This is a genomic window from Planctomicrobium mucosum, from assembly GCF_051466335.1.
In the GTDB taxonomy this organism is placed as follows: Bacteria; Planctomycetota; Planctomycetia; order Planctomycetales; family Planctomycetaceae; genus Planctomicrobium.
Genome location: NZ_CP195793.1, coordinates 4,141,104 through 4,162,657, shown reverse-complemented (window position 1 = coordinate 4,162,657; position 21,554 = coordinate 4,141,104). Strand labels below are relative to the sequence as shown.

General features: G+C 52.5%; 18 protein-coding genes and 1 tRNA gene. 8 read left to right on the top strand and 11 right to left on the bottom strand.

What is annotated here, in order from left to right; translation table 11 throughout:
* Positions 1 to 9: 9 nt before the first annotated feature.
* Both SH668x_RS16485 and SH668x_RS16480 read left to right on the top strand, forming a co-directional pair.
* Entirely contained in the window at positions 10 to 510 is a 501-nt protein-coding gene (locus SH668x_RS16485; RefSeq protein ID WP_437186157.1) for a 6-pyruvoyl trahydropterin synthase family protein, read from the top strand.
* Positions 511 to 612: 102 nt separating this feature from the next.
* The gene (locus SH668x_RS16480) at positions 613 to 2,982 is read left to right on the top strand and encodes a DNA gyrase/topoisomerase IV subunit A (RefSeq protein WP_437186156.1); all 2,370 of its coding nucleotides are present in this window, start codon (positions 613 to 615) and stop codon (positions 2,980 to 2,982) included.
* 97 nt (positions 2,983 to 3,079) lie between these two features.
* Here SH668x_RS16480 and SH668x_RS16475 read toward each other — a convergent pair whose 3' ends face one another.
* A complete protein-coding gene (locus SH668x_RS16475) occupies positions 3,080 to 3,607 on the bottom strand; it encodes a MarR family winged helix-turn-helix transcriptional regulator (protein WP_437186155.1) in 528 nt (175 codons plus the stop codon).
* A 1,048-nt stretch (positions 3,608 to 4,655) separates the two neighbouring features.
* Between SH668x_RS16475 and argC the strand changes: the two genes are divergently transcribed.
* The 3 genes from argC to SH668x_RS16460 all read left to right on the top strand — a co-directional run bounded on the left by argC (position 4,656) and on the right by SH668x_RS16460 (position 7,953).
* The gene (gene argC, locus SH668x_RS16470; protein WP_437186154.1) at positions 4,656 to 5,663 is read left to right on the top strand and encodes an N-acetyl-gamma-glutamyl-phosphate reductase; all 1,008 of its coding nucleotides are present in this window, start codon (positions 4,656 to 4,658) and stop codon (positions 5,661 to 5,663) included.
* Between the two features lie 149 nt (positions 5,664 to 5,812).
* Positions 5,813 to 6,832, top strand: a complete 1,020-nt coding sequence (locus SH668x_RS16465) for an AAA family ATPase (RefSeq protein ID WP_437186153.1) — start codon at positions 5,813 to 5,815, stop codon at positions 6,830 to 6,832.
* Between the two features lie 347 nt (positions 6,833 to 7,179).
* Entirely contained in the window at positions 7,180 to 7,953 is a 774-nt protein-coding gene (locus tag SH668x_RS16460; protein WP_437186152.1) for a hypothetical protein, read from the top strand.
* 96 nt (positions 7,954 to 8,049) lie between these two features.
* On the opposite strand, the gene SH668x_RS16455 is transcribed toward SH668x_RS16460, so the two are convergent.
* The 4 genes from SH668x_RS16455 to SH668x_RS16440 form a co-directional block, all read right to left on the bottom strand.
* The gene (locus SH668x_RS16455) at positions 8,050 to 9,603 is read right to left on the bottom strand and encodes a UxaA family hydrolase (RefSeq protein WP_437186151.1); all 1,554 of its coding nucleotides are present in this window, start codon (positions 9,601 to 9,603) and stop codon (positions 8,050 to 8,052) included.
* Positions 9,604 to 9,806: 203 nt separating this feature from the next.
* The gene (locus SH668x_RS16450; RefSeq protein WP_437186150.1) at positions 9,807 to 10,622 is read right to left on the bottom strand and encodes an enoyl-ACP reductase FabI; all 816 of its coding nucleotides are present in this window, start codon (positions 10,620 to 10,622) and stop codon (positions 9,807 to 9,809) included.
* 160 nt (positions 10,623 to 10,782) lie between these two features.
* Positions 10,783 to 11,916 (bottom strand): glutamate 5-kinase, encoded by a 1,134-nt coding sequence (proB, locus tag SH668x_RS16445; protein ID WP_437186149.1) that lies wholly within the window; start codon positions 11,914 to 11,916, stop codon positions 10,783 to 10,785.
* An 86-nt stretch (positions 11,917 to 12,002) separates the two neighbouring features.
* The gene (locus tag SH668x_RS16440) at positions 12,003 to 12,560 is read right to left on the bottom strand and encodes a hypothetical protein (protein WP_437186148.1); all 558 of its coding nucleotides are present in this window, start codon (positions 12,558 to 12,560) and stop codon (positions 12,003 to 12,005) included.
* A 340-nt stretch (positions 12,561 to 12,900) separates the two neighbouring features.
* Between SH668x_RS16440 and SH668x_RS16435 the strand changes: the two genes are divergently transcribed.
* Entirely contained in the window at positions 12,901 to 13,311 is a 411-nt protein-coding gene (locus tag SH668x_RS16435) for a hypothetical protein (RefSeq protein WP_437186147.1), read from the top strand.
* A 111-nt stretch (positions 13,312 to 13,422) separates the two neighbouring features.
* On the opposite strand, the gene SH668x_RS16430 is transcribed toward SH668x_RS16435, so the two are convergent.
* The 3 genes from SH668x_RS16430 to SH668x_RS16420 form a co-directional block, all read right to left on the bottom strand.
* Positions 13,423 to 13,620, bottom strand: coding sequence for a carbon storage regulator (locus SH668x_RS16430; RefSeq protein ID WP_437186146.1), 198 nt, complete (start codon positions 13,618 to 13,620; stop codon positions 13,423 to 13,425).
* 193 nt (positions 13,621 to 13,813) lie between these two features.
* On the bottom strand, positions 13,814 to 14,074 hold the full coding sequence (locus tag SH668x_RS16425) for a hypothetical protein (RefSeq protein WP_437186145.1): 261 nt from the start codon (positions 14,072 to 14,074) through the stop codon (positions 13,814 to 13,816).
* A 120-nt stretch (positions 14,075 to 14,194) separates the two neighbouring features.
* Positions 14,195 to 14,267 (bottom strand) — tRNA-Glu (locus tag SH668x_RS16420).
* A 100-nt stretch (positions 14,268 to 14,367) separates the two neighbouring features.
* On the opposite strand from SH668x_RS16420, the gene SH668x_RS16415 reads away from it, so the two are divergent.
* On the top strand, positions 14,368 to 16,095 hold the full coding sequence (locus SH668x_RS16415; RefSeq protein WP_437186144.1) for a serine/threonine-protein kinase: 1,728 nt from the start codon (positions 14,368 to 14,370) through the stop codon (positions 16,093 to 16,095).
* A 463-nt stretch (positions 16,096 to 16,558) separates the two neighbouring features.
* Here SH668x_RS16415 and SH668x_RS16410 read toward each other — a convergent pair whose 3' ends face one another.
* Positions 16,559 to 17,923, bottom strand: coding sequence for a hypothetical protein (locus SH668x_RS16410; RefSeq protein ID WP_437186143.1), 1,365 nt, complete (start codon positions 17,921 to 17,923; stop codon positions 16,559 to 16,561).
* Positions 17,924 to 18,445: 522 nt separating this feature from the next.
* Between SH668x_RS16410 and SH668x_RS16405 the strand changes: the two genes are divergently transcribed.
* Positions 18,446 to 19,267 (top strand): sugar phosphate isomerase/epimerase family protein, encoded by an 822-nt coding sequence (locus SH668x_RS16405; protein ID WP_437186142.1) that lies wholly within the window; start codon positions 18,446 to 18,448, stop codon positions 19,265 to 19,267.
* A gap of 84 nt (positions 19,268 to 19,351) precedes the next feature.
* On the opposite strand, the gene SH668x_RS16400 is transcribed toward SH668x_RS16405, so the two are convergent.
* The gene (locus SH668x_RS16400; RefSeq protein WP_437186141.1) at positions 19,352 to 20,344 is read right to left on the bottom strand and encodes a hypothetical protein; all 993 of its coding nucleotides are present in this window, start codon (positions 20,342 to 20,344) and stop codon (positions 19,352 to 19,354) included.
* Between the two features lie 471 nt (positions 20,345 to 20,815).
* Entirely contained in the window at positions 20,816 to 21,502 is a 687-nt protein-coding gene (locus tag SH668x_RS16395; protein WP_437186140.1) for a hypothetical protein, read from the bottom strand.
* Between the last annotated feature and the right edge of the window lie 52 nt (positions 21,503 to 21,554).

Sequence of the window (21,554 nt, the reverse complement as noted above, 5' to 3'; positions counted from 1 at the left end):
GGGGGCATTTTGAGTCCAGATATCAGAACGATTTCACGGCAATTCACTGTCGACGTCACAAAAGACCATCTCGTCTTTTCAGCGGGACATTTCATCACCATCGGAGACTTCTGCGAGCGACTTCATGGTCACAACTACCGTGTCGCTGCTCAGGTGGAAGGAACTCTGGATGAGAACGGATTCGTGTTCGATTTCATCGCATTGAGAGATACTCTGCAATCACTCTGTGACTCGCTGGACCACCGCATGCTGTTGCCAGATCGGCATCCGGAGATCCGTGTTGACGTTCAGGAGGAGGAGATCGAAGTGCGATACGATCGCCGCCGCTGGGTATTCCCAAAAGACGAATGTGTCCTGCTACCGGTTGAGCAAACGACCGCAGAACTGATTGCTCAATGGCTGGGAGAGCAGATGCTGGATCGGCTAAAGGTTTCCAATCTGACTTCGCTGACAGTGAAGGTAGAAGAAAACTTCGGTCAATGGGCCGGGTGTCGTTTTCAACTTGGATGATTGTTGTCGTCGGCGTGATTCGCTATTACGAACGGTCGACAATTCGTCCAGAGCGTGTTTGAAGTTGTTGTTTCGTCCTTACTGCAAATTGAAAATAGTCTTATGGTCGCGAACGGATCCTCCAAAAACGGAAACGCGGAAGAGGCTGAAGATCAACTCCAATACGTTTCGATCAGCGACGAAACTCGACGTCGTTATTTGAATTATGCGATGTCCGTCATCATGTCCCGTGCATTGCCAGATGTTCGGGACGGATTAAAACCTGTACAGCGGCGAATTCTGTACGTCATGTACAACGAACTCCGCGTGACAGCCGATGCAAAATACGTGAAGTGCGCGCGTATCGTCGGGGATACGATGGGTAAGTTCCATCCCCACGGAAACGCTGCGATTTACGATGCCATGGTGCGAATGGCACAGGATTTCACCTTTCGTGAAAAGCTGGTGGACGGCCAAGGGAACTTTGGCAGTATCATGGGGCTTCCCGCGGCCGCCGATCGATACACCGAAGCCAAGCTAACTCGCATCGCTGAACGGCTGATGGAGGAGCTGAAGTCGAACACAGTCGACATGCGGCCTACCTACGATGGGGCCCACGAAGAACCAGCCGTTTTACCCGCTCAGTTTCCGAATCTGCTCGTCAACGGAACACAGGGAATCGCGGTGGGGATGGCGACAAACATGCCCCCGCATCATCTGGGTGAAGTGATTAAAGCCTGTATTGCGCTGATCGACGACCCCTCGTCTAGCGTCGCGCAGGTGATGAAGTACATCAAGGGCCCTGACTTCCCGTTAGGAGGCCGGATTGTCACGGATCGAAAAGAGATCCGGGAAGCGTATGAGGAAGGCAAGGGGTCCTTCAAAGTCCGTGCCGAATGGCGTTTCGATAAGGAAGGGAAGAAGGAAATCACCGACCGGTTGGTCGTCTTCTCAATTCCCTATGGTGTTGAAACCGGAACACTTGTGAATTCATTGGGAGACATCCGGGATTCACGCCGGCTTCCTCAGTTGCTGGATGTCGCGGATGAGTCCGATGGCGAGCACGGCTTGCGCATTGTCCTTCACATCAAGCCCGGTTCCGACCCGAACTCGGTGATGTCCTACCTGTATAAACACACGCGACTCGAAGACAACTTCGCTTACAACGCGACCTGTCTGGTCCCCGAAAATGGAGTGCTCGTTCCAAGACGCTGCGGGCTCGTCGAGATTCTTCGGCACTTTCTCGATTTCCGCTTTGGGACGATTCGAAGACGTTTCGAGTATCAATTGGGTTTGCTTGAAAAACGACTTCATACTCTGCGTGGATTCGCCATCATCTTTGATGGTCTCGACAAAGCCTTGAAGATCATTCGAAACAGTTCAGGCAAGCAGGATGCGTGCGAAAAACTGGTCAAGGCGTTCCCCTTGGACGAAGCTCAGGCAAACGCCATTCTGGAATTGATGCTCTATCGAATTTCCTCTCTGGAAATTGGTCGAATCCGGGAGGAACTCCAGGAGAAGGAAAAAGAAGCAGCCCGCATCCGCAAAATTCTGGGTTCCGAAAAGAATCTCTGGAAAGAGGTGCGATCCGAACTGGAAAGTCTCGGAGCCACCTTCGATTCAAAGAGAAAAACAATTCTTGGATCATCCGATGAGATTTCCGAGTTCGATCCACTCGCGTATATCGTGCGAGAGAACACCAACGTTGTCTTGACGACAGAAGCATGGATTCGCCGAGTCGGAAAAATCTCCACCGTCGACAAATTGCGGGTGCGAGAAGGGGAAGAGGTACTGTCGATCTGTCCGGGCTCCACGCTGGATTCAGTCGTGATCTTCTCCAGCGACGGCGTCGCCTACACGATGCCGATCGATCAGGTCCCTCCATCGACAGGATACGGGGAACCGCTTTCCAAACATGTGAAGCTGAGTGATGGTGCAACTGTCGTCACGATGCTGACCACAGATCCTCGATTCACTCCATCTGATGTCGAATGGGAAGGATTTCCTCCGAGCCCTTATCTGGTTGTCGCCACAGCCCATGGGCAGGTGATGCGGGTTTCGCTGAGTGCATTTCGCTCTCCATCAACCCGGAGCGGTCGAAAATACTGCCGTCTGGCAAATGGAGATCGCGTTGTCCATGTTGAGATCATGGAAGAGGAAGACACCATGTTCCTCATCTCGAAAGCAGCCCGTTTAATTCATTTTCCGGTCTCGGAAGTTCAAATCCTCAACAGTGCTGGAAAGGGTGTCCGCGGGCTGAAACTCGTCGAGAAAGACGATGTCGTTATTGCAGCCAAGCGATTAACTCGCCCCAGCGATGTTCTGAAAGTCGTCAACGAGCATGACAAGTCGATCAGCTATGGCCAGATGAAGTACGCCGTCACAGCGCGGGGCGGAAAGGGAGTGAAAACCAGTCAGAGAACAGGGATCAAATCGGTGGTCCGGGACGAAATTCCTGTGGTCGACTGGTCCAGACTTGAGCAGGGGCAATGAGTTTCGATTCATCGACGTGCAGTCAATAGCCACATAAAAACAGGAGCCTCCGTATTTCTCGGAGGCTCCTGTTTTTTACTAACGATTCACACCGCTGTTAAGAGCGAATAGCTGGAGTTGAAGCGACTGTGAAATGGCTGGCGTTAATGCCTTGAGACGCCGGAATTGTCATCGTGTGAAACGCTGATTCCGCCTCATCAATATTCACACGAAGTTTTGCAAGGATGGCTTTCAGCGAGTCCGTTTCCTCCTGCGAGAGGCCACTGCTCATCTCTGAGCGAATGCCGTGCAGAATCGCGGTCGTCCGTTTCCAAAGCTCGTCAGCTTTGGGAGTCGGTTGAACTTTGTTCTTTCGGCGATCCTGATTGCAGGCTGTTCTTTCGAGGAGCCCGTCCCGCTCCATTCGTTTGAGAACACCGGCGAGAGTGTGGGGCTCGATGCCTAGGTGTTCTGCGAGTTCCGACTGTGATCCGCATGCGGGGTTGTTAGAGAGTGTTTGCAACACTTCAAACTGTCGGAGAGTAATTTTCTCTTGAGAAAGGTATGTCCCTAGCAGCTTGCGAATTGCATGTGAAGTTGAGCAGACCCAATGCCCAACACTTTTATCCCAATCGTAATCCAACACAAAAAGACTCCTTGAGTAGACCCGTAAAAATGGAGCTTACAAGTATCGCACGTGCACCCGTTTCAAGCGGCAAGGTGTGTGGCCCCTTGGGGGTCACCTCGGATCGCTGAACGATCTCACTCGGAATTTGCGTGTACGATATAGTTTTGTATAGATTTTGCGTTTTTGCCCGCAAAACATCAAAACAAGATTAGATTTTGTCAAAAAATGCAAAGAAAGTCGCGCCATGTGGTGCGGCAACAGCCACGAACCCACGGGGAATCCGATCCTTCTGTCGCTATTTTCGCCTGAGATTCGCCTTCAGTCTGGTGGTTTCGGAATGGATTCGAAAATTGCTTTGAGCGGCTTAAAAACGTTGAGATCTTGCGGATTTCTAAAAGTTCCCGACTTCGAATCCATTCTGAATTCGAATCACGCACTGATAATCATTCTTAGAAATCTGCGAATGCGAATGCCTTGAAAAAGGACTCTCGTTGATAAAAGTAATCATGCCAAGTTTTTACCAGCGCATGCAATCTTATTTGTGCGTTTTTCAACATTGTTCAGAACTTTCCTGAGGCAATATCGATCAATGTGTATTGTTTTGCGTCGAACTTGATCGAAATGGCAAGGAGCTGCCAGCAATTTATTAGGGATTCGTCATTTTCAGGCAAAAGCAAGCCGACTCAGAATTTGCGATAGTGACGCTTTTGCAGAGTTGTCTCCTCTCAGGGAGCGTCAAAAAACGCGACTCTTCGATACACCCTGCGATTGATTACTCCACTTAGACAAGTCGACCCGCTCGATCGCTGAAGAACTCCTCTCGTCGATCCAGAAGTGCGTTAAACCGTCCATGCGAACTGAATCCCTTTTTTAATCTTACGCCCGGCGTCATCTGAACGATCTCTGGTCGACTCGATCCGTTACGTTGTCTCATCCAACACTGTAAGATTCTGTTGGGAAGAGGTTCATCATTTTGGATGATCCACTCACGATCGTGTATCACCGCCACTGAATACGTGATCGTTTGAATTCAGATATTAGGCCTTCAGCTGTAGTGGGACGTGTCGTGATTCGAGTTGCTATTCAAGGGGGGACTGGGTACACAGCTTTGGAATTGATTCGCTTCCTGCTGCGTCATCCTCACGCCAAGATCACTGCTGTTACCAGTCGCACTGAGTCGGGTGCCGTCAGTAAAGTCCACCCTTCGCTTGCAGGTCGGCTGGATCTCAATTTCATAAACCCGAACCCCGAAGAGTTGGCAACCGTCGCCGATGTCTGCTTTTGCTGCTTGCCACACCGGGCCAGCATGGAGGCGATTCCAGCCTTGTTGGCCGCTGGTTTAAAGGTGATCGACCTCTCAGCCGACTACCGCCTCTCTGACCCCGCGGTCTATGAGAAATGGTACGGGCACGTGCACATCGATCCGACTCGACTTGGAGCAACCGTTTACGGTCTGCCTGAGCTGTTCCGTAATCAGATTCCCGATCAAGCATTGATTGCCAATCCAGGGTGCTACACCAGTGCATCGATTCTTGGATTGGCTCCACTCCTGCACTCAAAACTCATCGAACCGACCGGGATTCTCATTGACGCTAAAAGCGGCGTTTCAGGGGCTGGCCGGACTCCCGCACTGGAACGACTTTACGCGGAAGTCAACGAAAGTCTCTCCGCCTACAGCGTCGGAAATCATCGGCATACGCCAGAGATTGAACAGATTTTGACTGTCGTCGCTCAAGAACCTGTGGAGGTCACGTTTACTCCGCATCTGATCCCAATGGATCGTGGAATTCTGGCGACGATTTACGGCACGTTGATCAAGCAGGTTCAACAGGACGAGATCTTGCAGGTTTTTCGCGATTTCTACGCGAACCAGCCATTCGTTCACGTTGTGGAACATCTTCCTCGCACGAAGGATGTCGCTGGGACAAACTTCTGCCAGTTGACAGCACGAATCGTGAAAGGTCGTGTCCTGGTCTTCTCTGTGCTGGACAACCTGATCAAAGGGGCCAGCGGAGTCGCCATTCAGAATTTCAATTTGATGTGTGACTTCGACGAAACGACTGCATTGCTATAGGATCGGGAATCGAAGACGCTTTTCATGAGGAGATGGGCGTTCCGGAGGCAATCGACACAGCGATCTTCGTTGCGGTTGCCACCTCTCGCCAACTTGCACCTCTGAGGCAGCGGCCAGCCAGATTCAGATTCCTGTTCGGAGAGTTTGGAATGCAAGACCTGCAGCGCGATGATTTCGAACGAGAAAAAGCAGCCGTTCTGATGTTACGGGAAGGTCGGCAGAGGATCTGCGAGGAACTTTCCAAGGCCATCGTCGGTCAGCAGGACGTCATCGAACAGGTCTTGATTACGCTGATCGCTGGTGGCCATTGCCTCATCACAGGGGCTCCGGGATTAGCCAAAACGCTGCTGGTCAAATCGATCGCCCAGATTTTCTACTTGAACTTTCAGCGCATCCAGTTCACCCCAGACTTGATGCCTGCGGACATCACTGGAACGGAAATCCTGGAAGAGACAGCCGAGGGGCGCCGAACAATGGTGTTCGTTCCCGGGCCGATCTTTTCGAATGTGATTCTTGCCGACGAGATCAACAGAACGCCTCCTAAGACTCAGGCCTCGCTTCTGGAGGCGATGCAGGAGCATCAGGTCACAGCGGCCGGGAAAAGATATCCCATCGCAGAGCCATTCTTCGTGCTCGCGACACAGAATCCGATCGAAATGGAAGGAACCTATCCACTTCCTGAGGCGCAGCTTGATCGCTTCATGCTGAACGTTGTCGTGAATTACCTCCCAGAGGCGGATGAAGTCACTGTCGTCGAGCGCACGACGTCTGGATATTCGCAGAAGATCGAGGCAATTTTCACTGGCGAAAACGTACTCGAGTTCCAGAGAGTCGTGCGAAATGTCCCTGTCGCGAAAGAACTCATTCAGTACGCAGTGCGACTCGTGGCGGCGAGTCGACCGAACGAATCTTCGACTTCAGAATTCGTGAACAAATATGTCAGTTGGGGAGCTGGTACACGCGCTTCCCAGTATCTCGTTCTGGCGGCCAAAGCGCGGGCACTCCTTCAAGGGCGATCACACGTCACGGTCGACGATATCCACGCCGTCGCAGTTCCCGTGTTACGGCACCGAATCTTGTTGAACTACAAGGCGGAAGCAGAAGGGCTCCGCATTGAGTCCGTCGTTCAACGGCTCCTGGAATCAGTCAGCGCTCCGACTGTTCGCTGAACTTGTTATGACGGTCGAACTCCAAGTGGAAGCTCGAAGCTTGAAGCTCGATGCTTGAGCGAGTTACGTGTCCACGCACGAAGCGGTTTGCCTCAGGCGGAGTTACTTCAACACAATTCATTCATGCTCACACACTGCTTCTTCTGAACGCTGCCAACTCATTCACCCGTCAGACTGTGTTGTGCGCAGAATGTAGTTGAATGTTTCTTGCGATCACCCCACCGTTCGCATTAATGTCGATTCACTGAAACGATCGTGAAAGGCGTCCCGCCACTGGAGTCTGGTCTCTTTCCGTCCGCATATTCCGGTACGATCGATCAGTGATAGAAATGCGAAAGGTCAATGAAATGATGCGTTTCTCACCCGTCATGCTCTCGTTTGCTGCGTTACTCATCAGCATTGCGTTTCCGCTTAACAGCACTCCAGCGAATGCGGAAGAACGAGTCGCGAAGGTCTCAGATGCGTTTGCGGAAGATCTTTACGAAGTGCGCAATGTCGAAGGATGGACACTTCGAATACATCGTCGACTCAACGAAATCGATGAAGAGAAGGTCCTCAGGGCAATCGTGTTGCTGAAAATCCAACTCGAGGAGGTCGTGAGACTTCTCCCCGAAGAGACAGTCGCCAAGCTACGCGAGGTTCCACTCTGGTTTTCTCCTGAGTACGAAGGGAAGGGGCCGAGCGCCGAGTACCATCCAAGCCAACGCTGGCTGGAAGAGAATGGACGAAATCCAGCGATGGCGCGTAGCGTCGAATTCACCAATGTCCGAATCTTCGATGCAGAAGTGCGACGAATGCCGAATTTTGCACTTCACGAGTTAGCTCATGCATATCAGGATCGATTCCTGACTGAAGAGCAGGACCGCATGATTTCAGCCGCTTTCAAGGAGGCTGTGAAATCCGGGAAGTACCAAGATGTCGAGATACAGGATTCCGAAGGACAACGCCACAAGGGGCGTGCCTACGCGTTGACCAACTACAATGAGTACTTCGCTGAATGCACGGAATCGTACTTCGTACGAAACGACATCTATCCATTCAATCGAGAAGAGATCCTGGTGGCTGATCCGGATTTCGCCAAGATTCTCCCCGGTCTGTGGGGGGTCCCTGAAGAGCAGTAACAAAGCGTTCAATGGGTGCTCACAGGAATCACGAGCACCCACGAGAGCTTCGCGAATCGATTCTCCTTCCACCGAAAACGGAAGTCAAATTGACTTTTAGAAAACGGGGCCTGGTGTCCACGGGAAGAACTCGTGGTCTCCAATCCCCTGAGCCTCGCTCTTCGTTTTCTCTCCACTCGCGACCGAGACGATGCACTCGAAGATCTCTTTGCCGACCTCTTCGACTGTCTTTTCGCCATCCAAAATCGTTCCCGCATTGAGATCCATATCGTCTCGCATGCGGTCGAAGGTCACGGTGTTGGTGGTCACCTTAATGGTCGGCGCCGGTTTGCTTCCGTAGCAGCTTCCTCGCCCCGTCGTGAAGACGACAACATGAGCTCCCCCTGCCACGATGCCTGTCACTGAGGCAGGGTCGTTTCCGGGAGTGTCCATGATGACAAAGCCCTTCTCCGTGACCTGCTCCCCATATTCGTAGACGGCAGTGAGCGGCGCCGCTCCCGCCTTTGCGATTGCTCCGAGCGACTTTTCAAAAATCGTAGTGAGTCCGCCAGCTTTGTTTCCCACTGAGGGATTGTTGTCGATTGTCGCGCCGAACTTGGCTGCGTAATCTTCCCACCATCGAATCCGTTCGACAAGCTTCTCGCCCACTTCGCGGCGGACAGCCCTTCGGGTCAACAGGTGCTCTCCCCCATAAATCTCGGGGATCTCTGCGAGAATACTTGTTCCCCCCTGCGAGACGAGCAGGTCGCTCGCGACCCCCAAAGCGGGATTCGCACTCACGCCACTATAGCCATCGCTTCCACCACAGTTTGTTCCGAGAATCAGTTCTGAAACAGGAATGGGAACTCGCTGTACACGGTTCGCGTCGGGGAGAAGTTCCTTGAGTGCTGCAATGCCACGCTGCACTGTCTTGGCGACTCCACCGACCTCCTGAATATTCAGAATCAACGGGCGATGAGACGTTTCTACCGCATTCCCAAGTTGAATGAGATTGTGATTGTCGGCAAGGAAGGAAGCCTGACCCGTTTCGCAGCCAAGTCCCAGGATGATATAGGCGCCGATGTTGGGGTGACGGGCATAGCCGGCGAGGGTTCGCGTCAGCTGAATGTGGTCTGGCCCGCCATATTCGAAGGAGCAGCCCCCTTTATGTGTGAGCGCGATGACGCCATCCACATTGGGAAACTCTTTCAGAACTTCTTTGTCGAACGCATCGACGATGTACTTAGAAGAAGTCGCAGAACAGTTGACGGTGCTGACAATCGCAACGTAGTTCCTGGTGGCGGCCCGCCCATCAGTTCGTCGGTATCCCTGAAAGGTTCGGATTTCCTTGGGGCGAGGGAGTTCGATGACAGAAGAACAGAATTCGTAATCACGAGTGAGTTCTGTCATGTCGACATTGTGCGAATGGACCCAATCGCCAGCCTGAATTGCTTGAGTGGCGAACCCCATTGGTTGTCCGAATTTGTAAATCGTTTCGCCCGGAGCGATAGGGCGAATCGCCATCTTGTGCCCCATATCAATCCGTTCACGAGCAACAACAACGTCGGCAGGGGGGGCAGGTGTCCATTGAGTCCCTGATGTCGCAGTGATGCGAGCAAGAACCACGCTGTCAGCGGGATGGAGTTGCAGGAAGGAAGAAACTGTCGCCATGACGGGAAGTCACTTTCGGTCTGTTGGTGCCTGTTACCAACAATCTGGATGTGTCGAAATCGGCCCGCATGTGATGGAGGTGCATCCACAACGGGAAATTGCCCGATGGGACAGATCCTCGGACATCTGACCCATCGGGCAATTCGTATTTTACGAGTTCTTGCAAAGCCTGAACAGGACGCATCAGACCTTGTTTCTAGTTGTCACTCTGCTCCCGGCACACTTGAGGGTGGGGAAACAAGCTGTTGGTCGAAGTAGTTCACCGACATTCCAGCGTCCAGCACAAGTCCTTGCGAATTAATCCCCGATGAGCGCGGGCTCAGCAGAAAGACTGCAGCATTCGCTACCTCTTCCGTCTGCAGTGCCTCATGTCGGAGCGTGGCTTTCTCTGCGAACAGATAGGAATCAACGTAGCCAGGAATTCCGGCCGAAGCGGACGTCTTCAGCAGTCCGGGACAGACCGCATTGAATCGAACTCTGGAAAAGCTGGAAAACGACTTCGCCAGAAAGCAGACAGACGAGTCGAGAGCCGCTTTTACAGGGGCCATGTAACCGTAGTTCTCAGCGGCCATCCGTGTCGTGGAAATTGAAATCGTAATGACGCTTCCGGTCTTTGGGCACAGCATCTCTTTGAATGCGTTCGATACCGCGATGAAGGAAAAACAGGAGATGTCGACCGCCTGCAAAAACGCAGATCGCGGAGTTTCATGAAACGGAAGCCACCCCGCTGAGTAGTCAGCAAAGGCGATGGAATGCACGATCCCGTGAATCGTACTACGATCTCGTGCCACAGCCTCTCTCAGGGAATCAATCTGCGATTGTGATTCGACGTCGCAGACATAAATTGGAGCATCACCGACGAGTTTTCGCAGACTTGCCTGACGCGCTTCGCTGCGAACTGTGTACAGGACGTCGGCTCCCGCTTCAGTCAGGATTTTTCCAATCTGGAAGGCAACGCTTTTCCGATTCGCTGCCCCCATAACGAGAATTGTTTTTCCTTGAAGCTGTAGAAAATCCATACTGATCACTGTTCCTGAAGATCCCCCGTCGCAGGGGATGAAGCGAATGTTAGCAAAACCGTTCTGTCTCTCAGAGTTCGACGCCGAAAAGGCAACCCTGAGCCACCCTCACTGATTGTTCGACACCGACTGTTCGACACTGAGTGTGACGACGTGGAGACTATCTGGTGACGCAGAGATTGTCTCGATGAATGAGTTCTTCATACACCGCGTCGCCGAGAATTTTCTGAATCTCTTCTGTGCGTTGCCGGGCAATTGCCGAGACAGCGGTTGAGTCGTAGTTCGTCAGGCCTCTTGCAAACTCGTGACCATCCGGATCGACCAGTGAGACAAGTTCACCTTTTTCGAAGCTCCCTTCAACCGATGCAACACCGATCGGCAGAAGTGATTTTCCATTGTGCTCGACGGCCTTGACTGCTCCTGCATCCAGCTTGAGTCGACCACGTGGCGTCACGGTGAACCCAATCCATCGCTTCCATGCTGGGACGGTGTATCCTTTTGCGGTGAATAGCGTTCCAATATCTTCGCCATTCATTATTTTTGACAGAACTGTCGGGTCACTCCCGTTGGCGATCATGACACATTCGCCGACTGCAGTCGCCATTCGGACTGCTTCCAGCTTGGTGAACATCCCTCCGGTGCCGCGACTGCTCTTCACATCTTTTGCGAGCCCCATCAGCCCATCGTCCCAGTGATCAACAAGCGGAATACGCTTTGATTGCGGGTCGGTCGGATCGCCATCGTAAAGGCCATCAACAACTGACAGCACGATCAACAATGGGTTTGGAAGCAGGTTGGCCACCATTGCTGCGAGACGGTCATTATCGCCGAATTTGATTTCTCGCACACTGACCGTGTCATTTTCATTGATGATGGGGACGACGCCGTATTCAAACAACGTATTCAACGTGTTCCGGACATTCAGGTATCGGTCGCGGTGGCGGAAATCGTCCGCTGTCAACAAGAGTTGAGCCGCGTGGTAACCATGTTTACTGAAGACGTCATCGTAAGTACGAATCAGTTTTGCCTGACCGGTGGCCGCGGCGGCCTGCAGATGAGCAAGGTCTTTCGGGCGACCGGGAAGCCCTAGGAGTCCAATTCCTGCGCCAACCGCGCCGCTGGAAACCAGAACAACTTTTCTTCCAGTCTGGCGAATCTTATGGATTTGTTCTGCGAATCGTGCGATCCGGTCAGTGTCCAGTCGATCATCTTCCCGTGACAGAACGTTGGTTCCGACTTTGATAACGATGGTACGCGCAGAAGTGACGACTTCCTGTCGAACAAGACTTTTCATTGAAATTCAACTTTGAGGTGAGCTGGTCTTTTGCTGGAATGAGCTAGGAAAATCAATCGAAACGATTGCTGTCGACAACACTACGGTCAATCAAGTTTGAGTCCCCCTTTTTCATACTCGCGTTTTTTGTATTCGTGATCCTCAAGGATGACGATTTCGCCAGTTGACTCGTCGTAGGCATAAACTTGCCAGCGATAGAGCCCCTTGAGCTGAACGTTCGCCTGACGCAGAAGATCGCTGAACTCGGCGAAGGAAGGGGTTCGCCCATCGTTAATCGCCTTCATGATATCGACTTGATGCTTTAGGTTCAGGAGATTTGCCTGCGAACTGATCGCAAAATACCCCTGTGCCGCCGCACTGACGGGATCGCCCGCGTTGATGCGATTTTCTGTGATGATCAGCGCCGGGTTATCTGCCATTGCCTGCTTCAGATCCACCAACTTTGTGTTGTCTTGCGGAAGTGGATTCGCAGCGGGAGCGGCATTTGCCTGGGGGGCGGGAGCAGCCACATTCGGAGCCGCAGCGGGTTCCTTCGGGGGCGGATTCTGGTTCTCCATCATCTTGGCATCGATACATCCCAGTGAGATGAATGCCATTGCCAAAGAAGACAGGACAAGTCGTCGCGAATTGAAATGCCGATTCATCTGGTTACTTTCGAATGCTTCGCCATTGGTCCAATTGAAATCCGAATTCCACGCAACAAACCGAGCCCGACTCCATTCTGAAAAGAAGGGCGTTCCCCTTTCAGCTGGCATGCTCGTTTGTATTTATTTGTATCGATAACCCTCACTGTTTCACAGGGCCACCCCTCCTAGGGCGGGTTTGATGTTCACAAAGAAGTCGTGACTGTTTGACGCGAACTTCCATTTCAATTCACGGAGCACGGCAGGCGATTGAGCGTGAATCATTTCGGATTGGCATTCACGAACTGCATTTGTTGAAATGGATACACAATCGAGAGTGCTTTGAGTGGGAGGTCACAGCATGGCCGGCAATTTTCAATATCGACAGGACCGTAGTTTCAGCCCCTTGGTAGCGACTGCGGCTGTTTTGTTGCTCGGAGCGATTGGCGCGGGGGTGATCGTTGCATCCACTGGAACAGATGCGATTCACGGAATTGTCATCTACTTTTGCATCGTCGCATTCATTCCTGTACTGGGAGTCCTGTTTCGTGCCCAGCCAGTGCGAACCCTCTCATCCGTCTACGGATGGATGAGAAAAAGCCCGAAAAAAGTGCGAAAAGAATACGCCCTAAGAACTTCCCAGCCGGTCAGAGTATTCGGGGGGAATCAGCCGCCGACAGCGGAGGCGCTCAAAGAAATGAAAGAGGGATCCATTCGAAATTGGGTCCCGGATCAGGCGTCCGCGAAAAAGCACCGCGGACTCGGGCAATAGCCAACAGCTGAGGCAACCCAAGAGATTTGCTACGTGACTCCACTGGCGATCAAGGATCGCCAGGTTGACTCGCACCAGCTGACACGCGCCTTCAAGTGCGTTGCTGGCGACTTACGAACTCTTTTCAACGGCCGCCGACAACGTGGTCGCGGTTGCAGGCGGAGCACAAAGCTCATCCCGCACGATATTCATTGTGCGAGGAGCCTCGATTCCGATTCGAACGGTATTCGGTCCAATCCGAACAACGGTGAGGGCGATGTCATCGCCGATCAGGATCCGCTCTCCGGGCTTCCTTGAGAGAACTAGCATGGCTTGATGTCTCCTTCCTTAGGCTCGGGCGCTCCCGCTTGCGTCTTGCAAACCTCTGCGCCATCAATTCGAACATGCCATCAGAAAGATACCAACCGGCAAACTCTGCGCCTACTGTAAAACAGGAGTGAACAGAACTTCATACTGAACAGGACTGCTCTTGGGGTGCACAAATTTTAAGCTGCCCAAAAAACTAGCAAAATCCGAGCACGGCGATCTTGTCGAAGTCCTGAGTGTCCATGAATTTGACTGCCGTAATGGCAGAGAAGGCGATGAGCACCTTGCGAGCCCCTAAAGTGTCAGGGCGATCTCGCTCTAGAGCTAGAATTCCGGGGCTGACCATAAAGTCGGTGAAGCCGATCGATTCCTGCGACGTCGTGACAATCACGCCAACGCGCGGCTGACTGTCGGGCCATCGATCAAAGAGTTGCTGCCAGGCAGCTGAACTATCCATACTGCGACCTCCTCGCTCAGAGGAGATCGACATAACCCGGGGTGAGCTACGTATACTTTTGGCGAGAAGAGTGCCAAAATAAAAAAAGACGCCACCTTTGCAGGTGGCGTCTTAACCGGATGACCCCAAGGGGATTCGAACCCCTGTACTCGGACTGAAAATCCGATGTCCTGGGCCTCTAGACGATGGGGCCGGTGAGCACAGATATTAAGCAGTGAATTAGTAATGTCAAGCTTCTCGGCTGATGGTTTTGAACCTTTTTTTGATCCTGATTTCGGCGACCGGACACATCAATGCACAACAGTGAGTCTCGGGTTTCAGAAGCAATCAATCTCCTGGCAGACCGCCTCCGGCAAGGGGAGGATGCAAGACTGGAAGAGGTTCTACAGGATTTTCCGGAGGAAGCGGACGAGATCCGATCCCTCTGGGGAACGATGATTGTCGCCGAGCAATTCAGCATCGGCCTGAGCCTCCTCGAGAGTGTCAATCCGTCCGACTCCATGCCTTCCAAGAGTGCGTCCCCAATACGCAACAAGATTTCCCAATTTGAGCTGCTGGAAGAGGTCGGCCGCGGTGGAATGGGAATCGTCTATCGGGCAAGACAGGAGCACCCAAATCGCATCGTCGCATTAAAGATGCTTCTCCATTCGGAGTCTGCCACTCCGATGAACCGGAGTCGATTCCATACCGAAGCGCAAGCTGCTGCACATCTCGACCATCCCAACATCGTTTCCATCTACGATGTCGGGGAAGAAGGGGGCCAGCTGTACTTCACAATGCCCTACGTCAAAGGGGAGACGCTGGCCAAACTAATTTCTCGCGGCACGCTGAACGAACGCGATGCAGTCAGCATCATGGCTCCAATCTGTCGCGCGATCGCGTATGCCCACAAACGAGGCGTGCTGCATCGCGATTTGAAACCATCAAATATTCTGATTGATCAAAGAGGCCATCCATTCGTTTCGGATTTCGGATTGGCCAAGCGTTTTGAAAACGCGGAGGATTCGCAGGTACAGATGCACCTGACACAGACAGGAGCGATCCTCGGAACACCAGCTTACATGGCACCAGAGCAGGCCGCTGGAGGAAGAGGGACTCCCGGACCAGTTACCGATGTCTACAGCCTCGGTGCCATCCTTTACGCCTGTGTCACCGGAAGAGCGCCGTTTCAATCTCACAACGCGATCGATGCCATCTTGATGATTCTGGAACAGGAGCCGCCGCTCCCTCGTCTTTTGAATCCCCAAATCGACAGCGACCTTGAAATCATCATTCTCAAGGCGCTCCAGAAACCAATGGATCTCAGATACCAGACTGCCGATGAGCTGGCCGATGATCTGGAAGCTTACCTGAAGGGAGATCCGGTTTCTGCTCGGTCGTCTCAGTTGAATCAGGTTCTGAGTCGAATGTTTCGCCCGACGCACCACATTGGAGTGCTGGAAAACTGGGGGCTACTCTGGATCTGGCATGCAATCGTTCTGTTTGTTATATGCTTCTCGACTGATTTAATGCGTGCTTACCACGTCACCCCAGATTGGATCTACCCGACGGTCTGGGCGACAGGTCTCTCAGCCTGGGCAGCGTTCTTTTGGATAGCGCGGCGTCGGGCTGGTCCGGTCACGTTCGTTGAACGCCAAATCGCGCACATGTGGGGCGCGAGTATGGCGAGTTCGATGGGACTATTCGTCATCGAATCCCTTCTCGGACTTCCCATCCTCACACTCTCCCCCGTCCTTGGACTGATTGCAGGTACGGTCTTCATCTCCAAAGCTGGAGTACTCTCTGGGGAATTTTACCTCCCGGGAATTCTGCTCTACCTCGCTATCGTCCCGATGTGTCTGTTCAAGAGTTTGTCTCTGACCATCTTTGGGATCGTCGCAGGGGTTTCGTTCCTATGGTATGGAGTGAAGTTCTATGTGATCTATTTAGGGAACCGAAAACGACGTGTGCAGCGAGACGACGCCAGGAAATCGCCCTTATCAGAAGTGAAGAGCGCGACCTCATTCGAGATGCAGAAATAGTCTACCCCAAGAAGCCAATTTTATTCAGATGCGATCGAGGGGAAGATTCAGAAAAGAAATCTTCAATTCCCCCCACGCGCTCTCTCAGCGAGAAAATGATTGGCCATCACTGGTGAAATTCAAAAGCACCCGAGACTGACGTCGCGAGTCAAGAAATGCGGACAGCGTGTTGGATCGGTCCGCTGCAGCTCTGCCAGTGAAAGCGGTTTCCGAACGTCGTGGGCCGCGAATTGGCATGAAATCGACATGAAGTTAATAGAAAAACGGGCGGCAATCCGATGATTGTCGCCCGCGGGCATCTGACAGCTTTTCAATCGCTGTTCGATAAGGACCTGAGGAGTTCCTTAAGGACAGCTTCGAACTTTGGAGTGAACTCCAGAGAGCCGTGCGGTCGGGCCGTAGTCAGCATTCTTGTTTGAATACTGTTGCTTCTGCTCGCCGCAGCACATTGCTGAGTCAAAAATTAGTTCACCATTGTAAGCGGTGTTGTGCAGCTTGGCTCCACAGCGACACATGGGTCTTCGCAGACTGGAACCTGTCGGCAGACAGTCTTTGGAACGCAACGAGTCTTCTTCACAACAACGGTACGTGGAACGCACTTGGTTTTTGTGACCATCTTGGTTTCACAAACGGTGCGTGGAACACAGTAAGGAACCTTGCGTGTGTGGCATTCCTTGACCATTGTGCAGGTTGTGTATGGAACCTTCTTGCAGACGGTTTCGCAAACATAGCTGCATGTTGTGTAAGGAACTTGCTTGCAGACAGTTTCGCAAACGTAGGTGCAAGTTGTGTATGGAACTTGCTTGGTGCGGCATTCACGAACCATAGTGCAGGTTGTGTAAGGAATGCGGCGAACCTTGGTCTCACAAACGTAGCTGCATGTTGTGTAAGGAACCTGCTTGGTGCTGCAGACAGGAACGCGACGGCAGACAGTGTATGGAACCTGGCATCGCTGAACTTCTGGAACCATACGTGTGCAGGTCTTCGTCGTCATGACAGTTTTAGGAACCCAAACCCGCTTGCAAACAGTGCGTGGTGGGCACTGAACTTTCTCGATGCGTGTTGCACCTGGCTTGTAGACAGTGCAGCAGGATTCTGGATCGAGAACGAACTGTCCTGGATCCTGAACGCAACGGTCAACAACTGGACCAGGAACGCACTCGGAGACAGTCTGCCACTCACCACATTCAACTGGAACACAGGTTGTGGTTGTGACAGGCTTCATGACAGTCTTGCAGACTTCGCGATAACGGGTTTCAAACTCGTTTCGGTAGGTTGTGGTGTTCACAGTGCGGTAGCATGTCTGGTAAACAGGCTTGCGGACTGTGTAGCACTCGTCACGGTAGCAAGTCTTGTAGACAGGCTTCGAAACGGTGTAGTTCACAGTGCGGTAGCATGTCTTGTAGACAGGTCGCTTAATGGTGGATGTCACTGTGCGGTAGCAAGTCTTGTAGACAGGCTTACGAACGGTGTAGGAGACATCACGGTAGCATGTCTTGTAGACAGGACGAGTTGTTGTATAGGTCTCGTCGCGGTAGCAGGTGTCAAAAACAGTGCGGCTAGTCTGGACTGGCACCTGGTAAGCGCAAGTATCCATGACCGTCTGGCACTCGGTGTATTCTTCTGTGCACCAAACAGTCTCTTTGACTGTTCGATACTGTGGAGCTGCCTGGGCTCGCGCAGCGCAGTAATCGCCACTGGGCTCGCAACACGAGGCAGGAATGTTTCGATAGCGGGCAACGCCACACAGGAAGCCTGCTTTGGCGTCACTCACCCCAAACAGCGACAGCACCGTCGCCAAGATCGGGATGTACAGTAGATTTCTCATGATCGTCGTCCTCAACTCATCAGTCCCCAGATGCCCTGAGCCCATGTTTGGACTCAACCACTCTGAAAATCGACTGACCCAATCCAGTTAGTTAGCGCAAGTTGCCATACTTGCCTAATCATCTGGTTACTGAGTCCTTTGGCCCATTTTCTGTGCCTATCACTGAATATCCGGGGAAGCGGCAAAATTGGATCTTTCCCGACATCGCTCCCTTGATGGATCGACAAGGGAGTTCGTCCAACCACAATTTCGTCACCATTCCAACGACGAGTTCGACCAGTGAGCTCGTAGGCACTGCCACAAGCGATATAGGGCTTAAAGTCGTCATCTCTTCTTTCTTCGGCAGTGATCAGTTGAAAACTCAAGGAACTTTCAAACTTTTGCTAAAGTTTTTCGAAATCTCCGAAGCAAATTGATCGTTATTTTTTCGCATTCGCCGTAATATGGCGTGATATCATCTCGAATTGATGTTGACTCGCTCAGAAGCACTCGTATTTCCCTCCGGACTTAAGCCGAAAACACATGAAGTTTGCAATTTGTCAGGAACTGTTCGTCGACTGGGACTGGGACAAACAGTGTCGATTCATTCGCGAGACTGGCTATACAGGGGTCGAAGTCGCACCGTTCACCTTGGCAGAACAGGCAGATCGGGTTGATCAGCAAAGTCGAGGCGAACTCAGGCGAATAGCGGAGGGGAATGGGCTGGAGATTATCGGCTTGCATTGGCTGCTCGCCAAAACGACCGGTTTTCACCTCTCAACCGCCGATCAAGCCGTCCGCAAGAAGACCGCTGAATATCTGGTCACCCTCGGAAACCTGTGCGCCGACCTCGGGGGAAACCTGATGGTGCTCGGGTCTCCTCTTCAACGAAATCTCGAAGAGGGAGTTTCAAAAGACCAAGCGACGCAAAACACCATCGAAGTGTTGAAAGCAGCTCTACCTCAACTAGCCGACAGAGGCGTGGATTTACTGATTGAACCACTGACAACAAATGAAACCAATTTCATTAATACGTGTCAGGAGGCTGCGGAGATCATCGCTGCGGTCGATCACCCCAATCTCGGGCTGCATCAGGATGTCAAAGCGATGCTGGGCGAGGGAACGCCTCTGCCGGAACTGATTCGCGATTTCGCGAGCACCACTCGGCACTTCCACGCAAATGATGCGAATCTTCGCGGGCCGGGAATGGGGGACATTGACTACGTTCCAATTTTTCAGGCCCTCAAAGAGACGTCGTACCCAGGGTGGGTGTCGGTCGAAGTGTTCGACTACTCTCCGGGCGCTGAACTAACAGCGGTGGAAAGTCTGCGATACATGCAGAACGTGTGGAATTCCCTTTCATAACCTTATTTTTCACAACTCGTAATACAAAAAGAGACCGCCGACTCGAAATGGAATCGGCGGTCTCTTTTTTATTCTCAGCTTGTCTTAGTTAGAAGCTGGAGCCGGTTCAGGAGTTTCCGGAGTCGGCTCTGATTGAGGAGCGGGCTCTGGGGTCACTTCTGGAGCTGGCGCTTCTGGCTCAGACGTTTCTGGAGCTGGGGTTGTCTCAGCAGCGGGTGCTTCAGGAGCTGGCATCTCAGCTGGCTTTTCTTCAGATGGTGCAGGTGGCGCCGCTGGGTCTGCTGGCATTTCGGGAGCAGCTTCACCTTCTGCTGGTTCCGGGGTCTGAGTCGCTGGCGTTTCGACAGCTGGAGTCTCCTTCGGAATCTCCAGATCTGGCATCAGGACATCCAGCGGTGAGCTTGGCTTGTTATCGTTTGGAAGGGGACGGTCAGCAGGCTTTGGATTTTGCTTGCGGAACCAGCTGTAGAAGGACTCTGAATCAGGAGTCTTGAGTGCCGCCAGCCGTTCTTCTGCCCACAGACGATGTGGAGAGTCGCTGAATTCGCTGAGCAGGGCTTCATAGGCGTTAATCGCAGGTTTGTTATCGCCATCGGAGAGCAGTTCGAGAGATGTGGCCATTCCGTAGAGAGCTTCCTGTCGAACTTCGGACATGACCGACTTCTTTTCGAGCAGTGCATTGAAGTTCTCTTTGGCCTTGTTCAGGCTGGCATCGCTCAATTCGCGATTACGCATTGCCTGGTTCACTCCTTCAGCGAGGAAGCGTCGAGCCCCTTCAAGTCGCGCAAATTGCCCGACAGGATTGTTTGGGTACTGGTCTGCGACAGCGAGGTAATCTTCCGGAGCGCGGCATTCTGCGAATTTGTCCCAGCCTGCAGTTTTTCGGGATTGCGCGGCGTTCGTCCAGATGTAATAACCGACAAAAGCGATGACAACAGCGAGACAGCCAATCAAAATTTGCTTGGTGTACGGAGCTGCCTTTGCCATTCCTTCATTCAAGCCCTGCTGCAGAGCAGTGGGAGCCTGTGAGTGATGGAAATGCTCGTTATCTGGTACTTCGGGGGTCGTTCCTGCCATTGCCGGTGTCAGCCTACTGCCTTGTCAGGCTCTGGGGGACTTGATGGACAAAGCCGGCAAATGCCGCAACCTGTTCACCAAAGTCGTTAACTGGGATTATGTTCGGAAAACATCACGACCGCGCGTGATGCTCGCGGTGGTCACAGACACAGGGTGAATCCCCCTGTGTCATCTCCCCACTTGAGAATCAGCCCCCGTATCACCGTCTTTCAACGACACGAACTCTGCTCAAGATCATCGAGCCTGTTTCTTCAAAAATCGTCAGAGTCAGGCTACCGCAAGTCCTGCGCGGCAGTATAGGAGCGAGCGAGAAAACCGGTCAAGTTGCTCCGAGTGCTGCGGTTGGAGAACTTGATTGGAATTTTTGATGCGAGCGGCCTTTTGGCTTCATGGTCTGAGTGCCCATCGCGATTGCGGTCACACCCATGCGAAGCCACTACGAACCACGAAATGGGCAACTCCAATGAGGTTCTAAAGTGTAAAGTGTTCTTTAGGAAGGAGTTGCAGCATGTTCTCTCGGACCAGTTGCCGCCCATCCCGCAGAACAGCGACGATTTCGCCCGGGAGCGGGCGGAGTGAGACTCGCTTCATAACCTGATTGAGTCGAAACAGCAGTCGTTCGTTGTCCGGATAGTCTGCCAGAAATCGTTCGCGAACAAACAGCTCGATGAATCCGCCCAAACGTTCGATTGGTTGAGTCGCAATTCCGGAAACTGTGTGATGGACAAATTGAGAATCGACTGAGGCAAACGCCTCGTAGTACTGCACGAGTGCTTCCGGGGAATCTTCCATGAGCGTCGAGTCAATCAGCAATTCGGTCACGATGTGACCAAGAAACCCGCAGTGCCAGTCTTCATCTGGCCCCAGTGCCGACCGAAACAGCACCGACATCGAACCGGTGACCTCGTAAAACCCCGGCGTGTTGTGGAACCACTGATCGTCATGCAGGTGCTGGAGCATCCCCAGCGAGAGCTCACGTGAATGCGAAGCGGGTTCCGGAAGTTGATTCTCGATTGTCTTCTTGCGGACACGCGATCTGCGGTCCGACACACTCAACAGGTCCGGAATCGCAGAACCGATGAGATAGTAGGGGCGATCAAGAAATCGAATTCCGTGGGCGAGGTAGTTCACATTCAGAAGAGTAGAGGAATTCGTCACCGCGGCAACGAAGATTTTTCAACTGATTGGTCATCCTCAAATAAAAAAGAGA

Bases quoted from the DNA above. Each gene is read 5' to 3' on its own strand.
- SH668x_RS16450 (WP_437186150.1), bottom strand. From the start codon at position 10,622: ATGGATTTTCTACAGCTTCAAGGAAAAACAATTCTCGTTATGGGGGCA.
- SH668x_RS16425 (WP_437186145.1), bottom strand. From the start codon at position 14,074: ATGGATAGTTCAGCTGCCTGGCAGCAACTCTTTGATCGATGGCCCGAC.
- SH668x_RS16405 (WP_437186142.1), top strand. From the start codon at position 18,446: ATGAAGTTTGCAATTTGTCAGGAACTGTTCGTCGACTGGGACTGGGAC.
- proB (WP_437186149.1), bottom strand. From the start codon at position 11,916: ATGAAAAGTCTTGTTCGACAGGAAGTCGTCACTTCTGCGCGTACCATC.
- SH668x_RS16465 (WP_437186153.1), top strand. From the start codon at position 5,813: ATGCAAGACCTGCAGCGCGATGATTTCGAACGAGAAAAAGCAGCCGTT.
- SH668x_RS16460 (WP_437186152.1), top strand. From the start codon at position 7,180: ATGATGCGTTTCTCACCCGTCATGCTCTCGTTTGCTGCGTTACTCATC.
- SH668x_RS16435 (WP_437186147.1), top strand. From the start codon at position 12,901: ATGGCCGGCAATTTTCAATATCGACAGGACCGTAGTTTCAGCCCCTTG.
- SH668x_RS16430 (WP_437186146.1), bottom strand. From the start codon at position 13,620: ATGCTAGTTCTCTCAAGGAAGCCCGGAGAGCGGATCCTGATCGGCGAT.
- SH668x_RS16455 (WP_437186151.1), bottom strand. From the start codon at position 9,603: ATGGCGACAGTTTCTTCCTTCCTGCAACTCCATCCCGCTGACAGCGTG.
- SH668x_RS16440 (WP_437186148.1), bottom strand. From the start codon at position 12,560: ATGAATCGGCATTTCAATTCGCGACGACTTGTCCTGTCTTCTTTGGCA.
- SH668x_RS16480 (WP_437186156.1), top strand. From the start codon at position 613: ATGGTCGCGAACGGATCCTCCAAAAACGGAAACGCGGAAGAGGCTGAA.
- SH668x_RS16410 (WP_437186143.1), bottom strand. From the start codon at position 17,923: ATGAGAAATCTACTGTACATCCCGATCTTGGCGACGGTGCTGTCGCTG.
- SH668x_RS16415 (WP_437186144.1), top strand. From the start codon at position 14,368: ATGCACAACAGTGAGTCTCGGGTTTCAGAAGCAATCAATCTCCTGGCA.
- SH668x_RS16400 (WP_437186141.1), bottom strand. From the start codon at position 20,344: ATGGCAGGAACGACCCCCGAAGTACCAGATAACGAGCATTTCCATCAC.